Origin of the sequence: Microbacterium sp. AR7-10, assembly GCF_001878835.1 — a bacterium.
GTDB classification, from domain to species: Bacteria; Actinomycetota; Actinomycetes; order Actinomycetales; family Microbacteriaceae; genus Microbacterium; species Microbacterium commune.
In genome coordinates, this window is sequence record NZ_MJIR01000044.1 from 73427 (window position 1) to 87038 (window position 13612).

12 protein-coding genes are annotated in these 13612 nt (G+C 69.1%); 8 read left to right on the forward strand and 4 right to left on the reverse strand.

Going from position 1 to position 13612, the window contains the following annotated elements; translation table 11 throughout:
- Positions 1 to 20: 20 nt before the first annotated feature.
- Entirely contained in the window at positions 21 to 1247 is a 1227-nt protein-coding gene (locus tag BFN01_RS05500) for an MFS transporter (protein WP_083428664.1), read from the reverse strand.
- Between the two features lie 205 nt (positions 1248 to 1452).
- Here BFN01_RS05500 and rpsO point away from each other — a divergent pair, with 205 nt between their 5' ends.
- Positions 1453 to 1722 (forward strand): 30S ribosomal protein S15, encoded by a 270-nt coding sequence (gene rpsO / locus BFN01_RS05505; RefSeq protein ID WP_071642334.1) that lies wholly within the window; start codon positions 1453 to 1455, stop codon positions 1720 to 1722.
- 86 nt (positions 1723 to 1808) lie between these two features.
- Here rpsO and BFN01_RS05510 read toward each other — a convergent pair whose 3' ends face one another.
- Positions 1809 to 2807 carry an isopenicillin N synthase family oxygenase gene (locus BFN01_RS05510; protein WP_071642336.1) on the reverse strand — a complete coding sequence of 333 codons (999 nt, stop codon included), beginning with the start codon at positions 2805 to 2807 and terminating at the stop codon, positions 1809 to 1811.
- 142 nt (positions 2808 to 2949) lie between these two features.
- Here BFN01_RS05510 and efeU point away from each other — a divergent pair, with 142 nt between their 5' ends.
- The 3 genes from efeU to efeB are packed head-to-tail and all read left to right on the forward strand — an operon-like array spanning position 2950 to position 6397.
- Complete coding sequence (gene efeU, locus BFN01_RS05515; RefSeq protein ID WP_071642338.1) at positions 2950 to 3906, forward strand: iron uptake transporter permease EfeU; 957 nt, start codon at positions 2950 to 2952, stop codon at positions 3904 to 3906.
- Complete coding sequence (gene efeO / locus BFN01_RS05520) at positions 3903 to 5135, forward strand: iron uptake system protein EfeO (protein ID WP_071642341.1); 1233 nt, start codon at positions 3903 to 3905, stop codon at positions 5133 to 5135. The genes efeU and efeO overlap by 4 nt, the downstream gene beginning before the upstream one ends.
- Before the next feature lie 14 nt (positions 5136 to 5149).
- Positions 5150 to 6397, forward strand: a complete 1248-nt coding sequence (gene efeB / locus BFN01_RS05525; RefSeq protein ID WP_071642343.1) for an iron uptake transporter deferrochelatase/peroxidase subunit — start codon at positions 5150 to 5152, stop codon at positions 6395 to 6397.
- A 7-nt stretch (positions 6398 to 6404) separates the two neighbouring features.
- Here efeB and BFN01_RS05530 read toward each other — a convergent pair whose 3' ends face one another.
- Positions 6405 to 7538, reverse strand: coding sequence for an acyltransferase family protein (locus BFN01_RS05530; RefSeq protein WP_083428660.1), 1134 nt, complete (start codon positions 7536 to 7538; stop codon positions 6405 to 6407).
- A gap of 136 nt (positions 7539 to 7674) precedes the next feature.
- Between BFN01_RS05530 and BFN01_RS05535 the strand changes: the two genes are divergently transcribed.
- Both BFN01_RS05535 and BFN01_RS05540 read left to right on the forward strand, forming a co-directional pair.
- On the forward strand, positions 7675 to 8874 hold the full coding sequence (locus tag BFN01_RS05535; protein ID WP_371260991.1) for an LLM class flavin-dependent oxidoreductase: 1200 nt from the start codon (positions 7675 to 7677) through the stop codon (positions 8872 to 8874).
- A gap of 1 nt (position 8875) precedes the next feature.
- Positions 8876 to 9520 (forward strand): FMN reductase, encoded by a 645-nt coding sequence (locus BFN01_RS05540; RefSeq protein ID WP_071642347.1) that lies wholly within the window; start codon positions 8876 to 8878, stop codon positions 9518 to 9520.
- Between the two features lie 49 nt (positions 9521 to 9569).
- On the opposite strand, the gene BFN01_RS15430 is transcribed toward BFN01_RS05540, so the two are convergent.
- Positions 9570 to 9743 (reverse strand): DUF5302 domain-containing protein, encoded by a 174-nt coding sequence (locus tag BFN01_RS15430; protein ID WP_177243808.1) that lies wholly within the window; start codon positions 9741 to 9743, stop codon positions 9570 to 9572.
- A gap of 334 nt (positions 9744 to 10077) precedes the next feature.
- On the opposite strand from BFN01_RS15430, the gene BFN01_RS05545 reads away from it, so the two are divergent.
- Positions 10078 to 12345: a polyribonucleotide nucleotidyltransferase gene (locus BFN01_RS05545; protein WP_071642349.1), complete on the forward strand. Its 2268-nt coding sequence runs from the start codon at positions 10078 to 10080 to the stop codon at positions 12343 to 12345.
- Between the two features lie 183 nt (positions 12346 to 12528).
- Positions 12529 to 13587, forward strand: a complete 1059-nt coding sequence (locus tag BFN01_RS05550; RefSeq protein WP_256221038.1) for an aldo/keto reductase — start codon at positions 12529 to 12531, stop codon at positions 13585 to 13587.
- Positions 13588 to 13612: the final 25 nt, after the last annotated feature.

Genomic DNA, 13612 nt, shown 5'->3' on the forward strand with positions numbered 1-13612 from the left:
GGGGCCGAGCCGCCGACGGCTCAGGCCTCCGGGCTCAGTGCGTCGTACGCGCGGAAGCGCGGGGTGAGCCGCGCGATCGTCACGGCCAGGCCGATCACGAGCATTCCGCCCAGCAGCGGTGGGAGCCACAGTGCGGTGAGTGTGGCCAGAGTGCCGGCGTACAGCGCCCCGAGCCGGGGGCCGCCGGCGACGACGATGATGAACACACCCTGCAGACGTCCGCGCATCGCGTCGGGCACCGCCGCCTGCATCATCGTGTTGCGGTAGATCGAGCTGATGTTGTCGGCCGCTCCCGAGAGGGCGAGCGCGACGCAGGCGACGGCGATGAGCGGGACGGCGGGGGAGTGCTCGGATGCCGGCGGCAGGAACACCCCGATGAGCAGAATCGCCCCGAACAGCGCGACCGTGGCGCCGTAGGCCTGCACCGCCCTGGCGATGCCGACGCCGTGCCAGCGGTACTGCACGATCCTGCCCGAGAACAGGCTCGATGCGAAGGTGCCGACCGCGACCGACGCCGTCAGCAGTCCCGTCGTCACGGCGCCGCCGCCGAGCAGCACCGTGCCGAGGGCCGGGTAGAGGGCGAGCGGGTTGCCGAAGGTCATCGCGGCGATGTCGAGCAGGTACTGCGCGCGGATGTTGCCCGCCCGGCGCAGGAAGCGCCATCCGTCGACGATGGATGCCAGCCCCGGGCGGACGATCATGCCCTCGGGCAGCAGCGTCGGCAGCGTCCACAGCCCGAGGAACATGCACAGCATGAGGACGACATCGATCGTGTACGTCCACCCGAAGCCGGTGAGGGCGACGAGCACACCCGCCACAGCGGGGCCGACCATCACGGTCAGGCCGAAGGCGACGCCGTTCAGCGCCGATGCCGCCGCGAGTTGGTTCAGCGGGATCAGGCGCGGCACGATCGCCGTGCGGGTCGCCGTGCCCACCGAGTTGGCCGCCGCGATGACCATGCTGAGCCCGTACAGCCACCAGATCGTCTCCGCGCCCGTCCACGTCAGCCCCGTGAGCAGTGCCGTCGCCACGAAGGCGATGGTCGCAGCGATCAGAGCCACGCGCCGCCGGTCGAAGGCGTCGGCCAGCATCCCGCCGTAGAGCCCGGCGAGGACCATCGGCACGAGGCCGGCGACCGCGATCATCGAGACCGCGAAGGTGCTGGCGGTCAGCTCGAACACGTGCAGCATCACGGTCACGATCGTGAGCTGGCCGCCGATCCCGGCGAGGGCCGAGCCGATCCACATGCGCGCGAAGGCCGGGCTGGATCTCAGCGGGCTGAGATCGATCAGATGGGCGCGGGAGAACGGCACCCGTCGAGGTTACCGGTGCGCATCCGGCCGTCCGGATGCTGGTAGACTGTCGAGGTTGCCGTTTGATCGGCCGCGGATAAAGAGAGCCCACGCATTCGGCGTCGGGCACCGCGCAGCAAGCAGAGAGGGGATCGAATCTATGGCACTGGAAGCAGACGTCAAGAAGGCGATCATCGAAGAGTACGCGACGCACCCCGGTGACACCGGATCCCCCGAGGTGCAGGTCGCAATGCTGACGCAGCGCATCAAGGACCTCACCGAGCACCTCAAGGCACACAAGCACGACCACCACTCGCGCCGTGGCCTGTTCCTGCTCGTCGGTCAGCGCCGTCGCCTGCTGGGTTACCTGCAGGACGTCGACATCAACCGCTACCGCTCGCTCATCGAGCGTCTCGGTCTTCGTCGATAAGGCATATCGACCAGCGTTCAATCGCGCAGAACATTCTTGGAGAGCCGCCCCACGGTGTGGGGCGGCTCTCGTCGTACGCCCCCGCGTCACGCCCCGATCAGGTCGGCGTGATGGATCGCGGCGACGTCGGGGTGCGCGCGCAGGCGCGACTTCAGCGCGTTCTCGCCGTACAGGCTGTGGATGGGATTGGCGGGATCCTGCGTCACCCCGCGCGCGTGCGCGGCGAGATCGGCCGGCAGATCGATCAGCGGCAGCTTGGTGTCGAGAGCGGGGTTGAAGAAGAACGGGATCGAGAGCCGGTCGTGGGGCGCTCGCGGTGAGACGACGCGGTGATTCGTCGCCTTGAGGTACCCGTTCGTGGCGTACTCGAGCAGCTCGCCGATGTTCACCACGAAGGCGCCGTCGACGGGCGGCGCGTCCACCCACTCGCCGTCGCGCTCGACCTGAAGCCCGCCCCGCCCCGGCTCCACCCACAGCAGGGTGAGCACGCCGCTGTCCTTGTGGGCGCCGACGCCCTGCTGCGGCTCGGGATCGGTCGTGCCCGGATAGCGGACGATCTTGATGAGCGTCGACGGCTCGCCGAAGTGGTCGTCGAAGTACGACTCGTCCGCGCCCAGCGCGAGCGCCCACGCGCGCAGCAGCTTCCGCGCGATGCCGGACAGCGCGGCGTGCCACTCGCCGACCACGGCGCGCAGCTCGGGCTGCGCCTCCGGCCAGAGGTTCGGTCCGATCAGGCGGTTGAACGCCGGGCCGCCCACGACGGCAGCCCGTTCCGGGCCGATGTCGATCTGCTCGCGCCAGTCGACGGCGCCCTTCGTCCGCTCTCCGCCGACGCGCGTGTACCCGCGGAAGTGCGGACTCTTCACGTTCTCGATGGCGAGCTTGTCGGCATCGGGAAGGGCGAAGAAGTCCCTCGCGGCGCGGTGCAGCCGCTGCTCGAGATCGGCAGGGATGCCCGTGCCGGTGAGGTAGAAGAAGCCGACGTCCCTCGTCGCCGCGCGCAGGTCGGCGCGGAACCGCGCGGCCGCGTCGTCGCCGGCGTCCAGCTGGGACAGGTCGAGGATGGGAAGGGAGAGATCGCTCATGCGTCGACGGTAGGACCCGATCCGGTCGTGCGCACGTATGTTGCCTTCTCTTACCGGTCGACGCGCGATCGGCCGGTAAGCCGGATGCTAAAGTTGCTTAGGTAAGGCACTCCTTACCGATCCGCCGGCAGAATCGAATCCCGTGTTCGCAGCGCTCCTCATCGGCCTCCGCGAAGGCCTCGAAGCCGCTCTCGTCGTAGGCATCCTCGTCGCGTACATCCGCCGACTCGGCCGTGCCGACGTGCTGGGACGGATGTGTGTCGGCATCGGTCTCGCCATCGCCCTGGCGCTCGGGATCGGCGCCGTGCTCACCTTCGGTGCCTACGCGCTCACCACCGAGGCGCAGGAGATCATCGGCGGCTCGCTCTCGCTCGTGGCGGTGGGCATGGTCACCTGGATGATCTTCTGGATGCAGAAGGCCGGCCGGACGATGAAGTCGACCCTGCAGGGCGGCGTCGATCGCGCCCTCGCGCACGGCAGCCTCTGGGCGCTCGTCACCGTCGGGTTCGTGTCGGTGGCGCGCGAGGGGATCGAGACGACCCTGCTGCTGTGGTCGATGGTGCAGTCGTTCGGCGACGCGCCGCAGTCTCTGCTCGGCGCGCTGCTCGGTCTGCTCATCGCCGTCGTCGTCGGCTGGCTGCTCGCGCGCGGTGCCGTGCGGCTCGATCTCCGGCGGTTCTTCGCCTGGACGGGCGGCTTCCTCGTCATCGTCGCCGCCGGTGTGCTGGCCTACGCCGTGATGGACCTGCAGGAGGCCGGCGTGCTCGGCGGCCCCTTCACCGCCGTCGCCCCGACCGATGCGGTGACCGGCGCTGTGCTCACCGGGCTCGCCGGCTTCCCGTTCGGCTGGGCGTTCGACGTCACGTCCGTGATCGCACCGGGTGGCGCCTGGGCGACCATCCTGCAGGCGACGGTCGGTTTCATGCCGCACATGACCTGGCTGCAGGTCATCGCGTGGGCGCTGTACATGGCCGTCGTCGGCACCTTCTTCGTTCGCGGGCTGACCCGCTCGCGTGCTGCTCGACCTGTCCCGGCTGCCGCCTCGGCACCGCAGGCCGAGCGCGCAGACCTCGTCACCAACTCTTCTGGAGCAGCATGACCCTCCCCTCCCGCACGCTGAGCGCGCTCGCGCTCGGCGCCGTCGCCGTGACAGCACTCAGCGGCTGCGTGGCCAAGCAGGCAGCCGATCCGGCGGCGTCGTTCACGGTGTCCTCGACCGACAGCGAATGTGCGGTCTCGTCCGGCACGGCCAAGAGCGGCACGCTCACGTTCGACGTGACCAACGCGGGAGACCAGGTCACCGAGTTCTACCTGCTGGCCGAAGACGGCCTGCGCATCGTCGGCGAGGTCGAGAACATCGCCCCGGCCGCGTCGCGCACCCTCACGGTCGTCGCGCAGCCCGGAGACTACTTCACCGTCTGCAAGCCGGGGATGATCGGCGACGGCGTGGGGAAGGCCGCGTTCACGGTGACAGGCGACAAGGTGAGCATCGACGGACCGGACGCCCAGCAGAAGCAGCAGGCGGTCGACCTGTACGCCGCGTTCGTGAAGGACCAGGTCGGCGCCCTCGTCCCCGACGTCGCAGAGCTGGTGGCGGCGTACACCGCCGGCGACGACGAGAAGGCGCGTGAGCTCTTCCCGCCGGCGCGGGCATCCTACGAGCGCATCGAGCCCGTCGCCGAGGCGCTGGGCGATCTCGACCCGCGCATCGACTACCGAGAGGTGGATGCGCTCGCCGAGGGGCTGGAGTGGACCGGTTTCCACCGCATCGAGAAGGATCTGTGGGTTCCTGCGCGGGACGCACTCAACTCCGACGGCGAGACGCCCGCCTGGCAGGACTGGGCCCCGTCGACGCCCGAGGAGCGCGGCGAGTACGGCGATCTGCTGATCGCCGACGTGCAGGAGCTGTTCGACTACGTGCACTCGGACGAGTTCACCACGGCGCTGGCCGATCAGGGCATCGCGGGCATCTCGAACGGCGCCGTCGCGCTGCTCGACGAGGTCGCGACGGGGAAGATCACCGGCGAGGAGGACTGGTGGTCGCACACCGACCTCTACGACTTCGCCGCCAACGTCGAGGGGTCGAAGATGGCCTTCTCGCTGGTGCAGGACCTCGCGGCATCCAAGGGTGCCGATGGCGAGAGCCTCGTCGACGAGATCGCCGCGGGCTACGCGGACCTCGAGAGCGGCCTCGCCCAGCACGGATCCCTGGAGAGCGGCTTCGTGCCGTTCACGGAACTCACCGATGATCACAAGCGCGAGCTCATCGATCTCATCAACGCCCTGGCCGAGCCGCTGTCGCGGTTGACCGCCACCACCCTGTCCTGACGGGGAGCACACGCATGCCGCATGACGACGATCAGCCCCGCGCGGGCCTCAGCCGGCGAGGCCTGCTGGGCTTGGCCGCGGGCGGGGGAGCCGCTCTCGCGCTGGCCGGCGGCGGCGTCGGGTTCGCTCTCGGCGCCTCGCGGACCGAACCGGACGCCCAGGGCGCGCACGCGTTCTTCGGTGCGCATCAGGCGGGTATCACCACCGAGGTCCAGGAGCACCTGCACTTCGCGGCTTTCGACATGATGCCGCGCAGCGACCGCCGCGATCTGATCGAGCTGCTCGAGGACTGGAGCTACGCCGCGTCGCGGCTCACGCAGGGGCTCGAGGTGAGCGCGTCGGGTGCCGTCGGCGGCGGGCCCGATGCTCCTCCGGACGACACGGGAGAGGCGCTGGGGCTGCACGCCGCGAACCTCACGATCACCTTCGGGTTCGGGCCGAGCCTGTTCCTGAACGAGGACGGCGACCGATACGGCATCGCCGACCGACGTCCGGCCAAGCTCGAGCGACTGCCCGCGTTCCTCGGCGACGATCTGGATCCGGCACAGTCCGACGGCGACCTGTGCATCCAGGTCTGCGCGGACGATCCTCAGGTGGCCGTGCACGCGATCCGCAATCTGAGCAGGATCGCCTTCGGGCGCGCCAAGCTGCGCTGGTCGCAGCTCGGCTTCGGCAAGACATCCCGCACGAGCGCACAGCAGCAGACGCCTCGCAACCTCTTCGGCTTCAAGGACGGCACCGCGAACATCCTCGCCGACGATCAGGACGCGCTCGCGTCCCATGTGTGGGCCGGCGACGGGGATCCGGGCTGGATGGCTGGCGGGTCGTATCTCGTCGCGCGCAAGATCGCGATGCTCATCGAGACGTGGGACCGTGTGCGCCTCGGCGAGCAGGAGCGGATCTTCGGGCGCGACAAGGTGGAGGGCGCACCGCTCAGCGGCGGCACCGAGATGACGCCGCCGAAGCTCAGCGGTCTCGATCCGCACAGCCACGTGCGACTGGCGCACCCGGACGCGAACGGCGGGGCGCGGATCCTGCGCCGCGGCTTCAACTACGTCGGCGGCAACAACGCGCTGGGCCGCCTCGACGCCGGGCTGTTCTTCCTCTCGTATCAGCGCGATCCCGCGCAGTTCATCACGCTGCAGAAGCGGATGTCGACGGATCTGCTCATCGAGTACATCCGCCACGTCGGGTCGGGCGTGTGGGCCGTACCGCCGGGAGCGACCTCCGGATCGTACGTGGGCGCGGCGCTGTTCGCCTGAGCCCGGCTCAGCGACTGCGTCGGGAGCCCGTCGGATCGCTGCGGTGGTCACTCCCCGATGACAGCTCGGAGTCGCGGAACATCCAGCGCGGGCGCGGTTCGACCAGCGGACGGAACAGCGAGCGCACAGGCTTCGAGGAGAGCGCGAACGCGATGCCGACCGACAGCGCGATGATCAGCGGCAGCCAGATCCAGGTGGGGTTCAGGCCGCGCAGCACCCCGGATTCGCGGAACGGGTAGAGCACGAACGAGTGCAGCAGGTACACGTACATCGTGTACTGTCCGAGCGTCGTCCAGCGCTGCTGTCGTCGCGGCAGCAGAGCGAAGAAGCACGCGCTGAGCACGACGGCGAGCAGGATGAGGCCGAGGCGGATGGCACCGGCCCACCACTGATCGCCGGCGAGGTCGGCGTACGAGTCGTCGTAGAACAGCCAGTGCCTGAGGTCGATCGCCTCCCAGACATTCAGCCACAGCCAGCACGCCGCACCCCATGCGACCAGCACGGCGGCAGCGCCGGCTCGCACCCACCACGGGCGGTACTCGATGAGGTGCAGCCGACGCACCACGTCGCGCTCCCTGAGCCACCAGCCCAGGGTGAAGAAGAACATCAGGCCCAGCGTGCGCGAGAGTGAGAACGTGCTGTCGACGTTTGTCACGTACCCGACGCCGATCGAGATCACCAGGGCCCAGGCGAGCGGCCACCGCAGCAGGGCGAGGTAGGGGAGCACCAGGCGGAAGATGCCCAGGGCGAGCAGGAACCACAGCGTCCACGAGGGCTGGGTGAGATTCGGATCGGCTTTTCCCTCGACCAGCCACTTGGTGAGCGTCCACAGGCCTTCGAAGATCACGTACGGTACGAGGATGTCGGTGATGACGCGAGCCATCTGGCGCTTCGTGGGGCTTCCCGCCTTCGAGAAGTAGCCGGAGATGATGGCGAAGGCCGGCATGTGGAACGCGTACACCCACAGGTAGAAGGCGTACGAGACGTCGGAATCGTAGATGAGCCGCTGGGTGCCGTGCCCGATGACGACCAGGACGATGCACGCGAATCGCGCGGTGTCCCAGAACGGCACCCGTCGACGAGGCCGTGCGGCGGTGCCGGTGGACGCGGTCGCGGGCGGATGCTGCTCGGCACTGCTCATGGCACGAGGTTAGCGCCTGCGGGTATGCGGGAATAAAGTGGCTGCCTCGGCGTTCCATCAAGTACATTCAAATGAATAGAACGGATGTACCCGTGCATCCGGAAGCGGAGTGAGAACAGTGAACGAGCAGAACGCGGTGCAGTTCGGCATCATGTCGGTCAGCGACATCACGCAGGATCCGACGACCGGCGTGACCCCGAGTGAGGCCGAGCGCATCAAGGCGACCGCCGCGATCGCCAGGCACGCCGAGGAGGTGGGTCTGGACGTCTTCGCCATCGGCGAGCACCACAACCCGCCGTTCTGGTCGTCGAGCCCGACGACGTTCCTCGCGCACGTCGCGGCGCAGACCGAACGGCTGATCGTGTCGACCTCGACGACCCTGATCACCACGAACGACCCGGTGCGCCTCGCCGAGGAGTACGCCATGCTGCAGCACGTCACGGACGGGCGCATGGACCTCATGCTCGGCCGCGGCAACACCGGCCCGGTGTATCCGTGGTTCGGCAAGGACATCCGCCAGGGGCTGCCGCTCGCGATCGAGAACTACGCCCTGCTGCGCAAGCTGTGGGACGAGGACGTCGTCGACTGGGAGGGGAAGTTCCGCACCTCTCTGCAGGGCTTCACCGCCACCCCGCGCCCGCTCGACGGCGTGGCGCCGTTCGTCTGGCACGGATCCATCCGCACCCCCGAGATCGCCGAGCAGGCCGCGTACTACGGCGACGGATTCTTCGCGAACAACATCTTCTGGCCCAAGGAGCACTACCAGCGCCTCATCGAGCTGTACCGGCAGCGGTACGCACACTACGGCCACGGCACGCCGGAGCAGGCGATCGTCGGCATCGGGGGACAGGTGTTCATGGCCGCGAACTCCCAGGACGCGGTCACGCAGTTCCGCCCCTACTTCGACAACGCGCCGGTCTACGGCCACGGCCCCAGCATGGAGGACTTCACCGAGATGACGCCGCTGACGGTCGGGTCGCCCCAGCAGGTCATCGACCGCTACGCGTCGATGCGCGACACGTTCGGTGACTTCCAGCGTCAGCTGTTCCTCATCGATCACGCCGGTCTGCCGCTGAAGACGGTGCTCGAGCAGCTCGACATCCTGGGCGGCGAGGTGGTGCCGGTGCTGCGTCGCGAGCTCGCGAAGAACCGTCCGGAGAGTGTGCCGGATGCGCCCACGCACGCCGCTCGGGTGCGCGCGGTGTACGGCGACGGGCCCTCGCGACAGGCGCGTCCGTCCGCCAACCGCGGAGACAACCTCACCGCCGGATCCCCGTATCAGGACGCCCCTGCACCCGTCGGTGCGGCGTTCGGCCTCGGCCGGAAGGGGGCCTGAGATGAGCGAGCGCCGCATCGCCGTCGTCTCGGCCGGCCTGTCGAACCCCTCGTCGACGCGGATGCTCGCCGACCGCCTGGCCGCCGAGACCGCGCGGGCCCTGCGCGAGCGGGACATCGATGTGAAGGTCGACGTCATCGAGCTGCGCGACCTCGCGCACGACATCACGAACAACCTGCTGACCGGCTTCGCGCCGCCGGCGCTGGAGACCGCGATCAACACGGTCGTCTCCGCCGATGCGCTGATCGCGGTGACGCCGATCTTCTCGACGAGCTACTCCGGCCTCTTCAAGTCGTTCATCGACGTCCTCGACCCGGACGCCCTGACCGGCATGCCCGTGCTCATCGGTGCGAACGCCGGAACCGCACGGCACTCGCTGGCGATCGACTACGCGATCCGACCGCTGTTCGCGTATCTGCATGCCGAAGCCGTGTCGACCGGCGTGTTCGCCGCGTCGAGCGACTGGGGCGGCGCCGGCGACGAGGTGGCACCTCTCGCCAAGCGCGTCGAGAAGGGCGCACGCGAGCTCGCCGAGGCGATCGCCAGACGAGGAGTCGCCGAGGTGGCCGACCCGTACGATCCCGCGACCTACCTGGGCGAGGGGCGTTCGTTCGGGCACATGCTCGGCGGGCTCGCGGGGGAGTGAACGACGATGGCCGCGGCATCCCTGCCGCGGCCATCACCGCGGAAGCAGCTCAGCCGCTCTTGCGGCGGAACTCGCGCTTCATCTGCGGCGCGTGAGTGCCATGAACGGCGGAGTCGCCGTCCAGGTGCGCCTCTCCGCCCCGGCTCTGCGCGTTCTTCTTGTCGAGCGCTTCCCTGAACTTGCGCTTCATCTCATCGGATGAGACTGCCTTGTCTTCGCTCATGATCGTCAGCCTAGGCGAAGACGGCGCACTCCGGCGGCGAGCCCTTCCGCATCGCGCCGCGAGAACACGGCCTGGACGCCCTGACTGATAGGATCGATCGTGGTGCACTCTGCGCCGCACAACTTCACATCGATTCACGGAGCGGTCGGCTGAGAAGCTGGTCCCCTGTGGTGGGTTCCTCGTCGCGCACGGCGCCGGGTGATCTTCTACTGGTGGCCAGCGCAGGCGAGATCGGCGGGGATCCCCGCGCGCTTATATCTGCCCGCATCCGCTCCTTCGCGAGAACTCGCGCGCCACACGGGCGAGCGAGCCTAAACAAAGAAGGAGAGACCTCTTGGAAGGTCCCGAAATCACCGCCACCGAAGCCGTTCTCGACAACGGCCGATTCGGCACCCGCACCGTCCGCTTCGAGACCGGACGCCTCGCCCAGCAGGCTCAGGGCTCGGTCGCGGCCTACCTCGACGACGAGACCATGCTCCTGTCGGCCACCAGCGCGGGCAAGCACCCGCGTGAGGGCTTCGACTTCTTCCCGCTGACGGTCGACGTCGAGGAGCGCTCCTACGCCGCGGGCAAGATCCCCGGCTCGTTCTTCCGCCGCGAGGGCCGCCCCTCCACCGAGGCGATCCTCGTCTGCCGTCTGATCGACCGTCCGCTGCGCCCGTCGTTCGTCGACGGCCTGCGCAACGAGGTGCAGATCGTCATCACCGTGCTGTCGATCGCTCCCGGCGAGTACTACGACGCGCTGGCCATCAACGCCGCCTCCGCCTCGACGCAGATCTCGGGTCTGCCGTTCTCCGGCCCGATCGCCGGTGTGCGCCTCGCCTTCATCCCCGGTCAGGGCGAGCACGCCGACCAGTGGGTCGCGTTCCCCAACGCCGAGCAGGTCTCCGAGGCCGTGTTCGACCTGATCGTCGCCGGCCGCGTGGTCACCAAGGCCGACGGCACCGAGGACGTCGCGATCATGATGGTCGAGGCCGAGGCCACCGAAGGCAGCTGGAACCTGATCAAGGCCGGCGCGACCAAGCCCAACGAGGATGTCGTCGCCGAGGGCCTCGAGGCCGCGAAGCCGTTCATCGCCCAGCTCGTGAAGGCTCAGGCCGAGCTCGCCGCCACGGCATCCAAGGAGCCCGGCGTCTACCCCGTCTTCCCGGCGTACAGCCAGGAGGTCTACGACTTCGTGGCCGGTCGCGCCTACGACGAGCTCACCGGCGTCTACCAGATCGCCGACAAGCAGGAGCGCCAGAACGCCGACGACGCGATCAAGGACCGCGTCAAGGCGGAGCTCATCGACGCGACCGAGGCCGGCCAGCTGCCCGCGGCTGCCCCGCTGGAGTTCTCCGCGGCGTACAAGTCCGTCACCAAGAAGATCGTCCGCGGACGCATCCTCACCGACGGCGTGCGCATCGACGGCCGCGGCCTCGCCGACATCCGCCCGCTCGACGCAGAGGTGCAGGTCATCCCGCGCGTGCACGGCTCGGCGATCTTCCAGCGCGGTGAGACCCAGATCATGGGCGTCACCACGCTGAACATGCTCAAGATGGAGCAGCAGATCGACTCGCTCTCGCCCACCACGAGCAAGCGCTACATGCACCACTACAACTTCCCGCCCTACTCGACCGGCGAGACCGGCCGCGTCGGGTCGCCGAAGCGTCGCGAGATCGGGCACGGCTTCCTCGCCGAGCGTGCGCTCGTGCCGGTGCTGCCCAGCCGCGAGGAGTTCCCCTACGCGATCCGTCAGGTCTCCGAGGCGCTGAGCTCCAACGGCTCCACCTCGATGGGATCGGTCTGCGCGTCCACCCTGTCGCTGCTGAACGCCGGTGTGCCGCTGCGCGCGCCGGTCGCCGGCATCGCGATGGGCCTCGTGTCCGACGAGGTCGACGGTGAGACCCGCTACGCCGCTCTCACCGACATCCTCGGCGCCGAGGACGCCCTGGGCGACATGGACTTCAAGGTCGCGGGCACGAGCGAGTTCGTCACGGCGATCCAGCTCGACACCAAGCTCGACGGCATCCCGTCGTCCGTGCTCGCGGGTGCGCTGACGCAGGCGCGCGACGCGCGTCTGACGATCCTCAACGTGCTGAACGCCGCGATCGACGCTCCCGACGAGATGGCGCCGACCGCGCCGCGCGTCATCAGCGTGCAGATCCCGGTCGACAAGATCGGTGAGCTGATCGGGCCGAAGGGCAAGACGATCAACGCGATCCAGGACGAGACCGGGGCTCAGATCTCCATCGAGGAGGACGGCACCGTCTACATCGGCGCGACCGACGGCCCGTCGGCCGAGGCCGCCCGCGCCCAGGTGAACGCGATCGCCAACCCCACCAACCCGGAGGTCGGCGAGCAGTTCCTCGGCACCGTCGTGAAGATCGCCACCTTCGGCGCCTTCGTCTCGCTGCTGCCGGGCAAGGACGGTCTGCTGCACGTCACCGAGGTGCGCAAGCTCGCCGGCGGAAAGCGTGTCGAGAACGTCGACGACGTCCTCTCGGTCGGCCAGAAGCTGCTCGTGCGCATCACCAAGATCGACGACCGCGGCAAGCTGTCGCTCGAGCCGGTCACAGACGACGCGCCCGCGGAGGGCGAGTCGGAGACCGCTGAGGCGTGAGCCGTGCGGATGCCCGCTGAGCGGCATCCATGACCGAGGAACCCGGGATCGTGCGCCCACCGCCGCGATCCCGGGTTTCTTCGTATCCGATGTGATCGAACCGTTACGAGAACTTCGCGCCGGTGATGCTGTCGTGACCTGAACCCTGCGCGCGCTCGCCTACCCTCGAAGTACGCACCGGAGGTGCGCAGCTACGGGGGTGGCGATGTGAATCTCTTCGGCACAGGGACGGCCGGCACGGCGGGCGCGCCGACCAGCACCGCGCCCGGCCTCGACTCGCATCCCTCCGCGCCGATTCCCGTGGTGGGGCCCGGTGTGGGGGAGGGCATCCGGGTGCCTCTCGGCGAGACCGGACTCTCGATCTTCCCGCTCATGCTCGGCGCCGCCGAGTTCGGCTGGAGCATCGATCAGCACACCAGCAGCGCGATCCTCGACCGCTACGTCGAGTTCGGCGGCAACGCGGTGCACACCGCCGACGGGTTCTCCGGCGGTCGAAGCGAGCACATCATCGGGCAGTGGCTTCGAGCCCGCGGCCTGCGCGACCGCATCAGCCTGGGTGTCCGCATCGGATCCCACGCCGACAACCCGGGTCTCGGCTCGGTGAACCTCGTGCGCGCGGTCGAGGGCTCGCTCACGCGACTCGCCGTCGACTGCATCGATGTGGTGTACCTGGATGCCACGCTCGACAGCAGCTCGGTGCTGGAGGACACCCTCGCCACGGTGGAGTGGCTGCGCGACGCGGGGAAGATCCGCTCGGTGGGCGCGTTCCGCTTTCCCGCGGAGCGCCTCGTCGAGGCGAGGATTCTCGCCTCCGCCGGATATCCGCGCATCGAGGTGGTCGACGAGCCGTACAACCTCGTGCGGCGGCGCGGATTCGAGGGCGATCTGCGCCTGGTCGCCGGCGCTCAGAACCTCGCCGTCACGCCTTCGCACGCGCTCGAGCATGGATTCCTCTCCGGTCAGCACCGCAGCAAGTCCGCGGCCGTGGGCGTCCGCGGCGAGCAGATGAAGGGCAACCTCAACCGCCGTGGCATCCGCGTGCTGCGGGTGCTCGACCGCGTCGCCGCCGAGCTGTCGGTTCCCGTCGCGGCCGTGTCGATCGCCTGGCTGCTCGCGCAGCGCACGGTGGTGGCGCCGATCGTGAACGCATTCGCCCCCCAGCACGTCGAGGAGCTCATGCAGGGAGCAGGCGTCTCCCTGCTGCGCTCGCAGGTCGCCGAGCTCACCCGCGCCGGTGACTGAACGCGCAGTCCGCGCGGATCGCGCC

Bases quoted from the DNA above. Each gene is read 5' to 3' on its own strand.
- BFN01_RS05500 (WP_083428664.1), bottom strand. From the start codon at position 1,247: ATGTGGATCGGCTCGGCCCTCGCCGGGATCGGCGGCCAGCTCACGATC.
- rpsO (WP_071642334.1), top strand. From the start codon at position 1,453: ATGGCACTGGAAGCAGACGTCAAGAAGGCGATCATCGAAGAGTACGCG.
- BFN01_RS05510 (WP_071642336.1), bottom strand. From the start codon at position 2,807: ATGAGCGATCTCTCCCTTCCCATCCTCGACCTGTCCCAGCTGGACGCC.
- efeO (WP_071642341.1), top strand. From the start codon at position 3,903: ATGACCCTCCCCTCCCGCACGCTGAGCGCGCTCGCGCTCGGCGCCGTC.
- efeB (WP_071642343.1), top strand. From the start codon at position 5,150: ATGCCGCATGACGACGATCAGCCCCGCGCGGGCCTCAGCCGGCGAGGC.
- BFN01_RS05530 (WP_083428660.1), bottom strand. From the start codon at position 7,538: ATGAGCAGTGCCGAGCAGCATCCGCCCGCGACCGCGTCCACCGGCACC.
- BFN01_RS05540 (WP_071642347.1), top strand. From the start codon at position 8,876: ATGAGCGAGCGCCGCATCGCCGTCGTCTCGGCCGGCCTGTCGAACCCC.
- BFN01_RS15430 (WP_177243808.1), bottom strand. From the start codon at position 9,743: ATGAGCGAAGACAAGGCAGTCTCATCCGATGAGATGAAGCGCAAGTTC.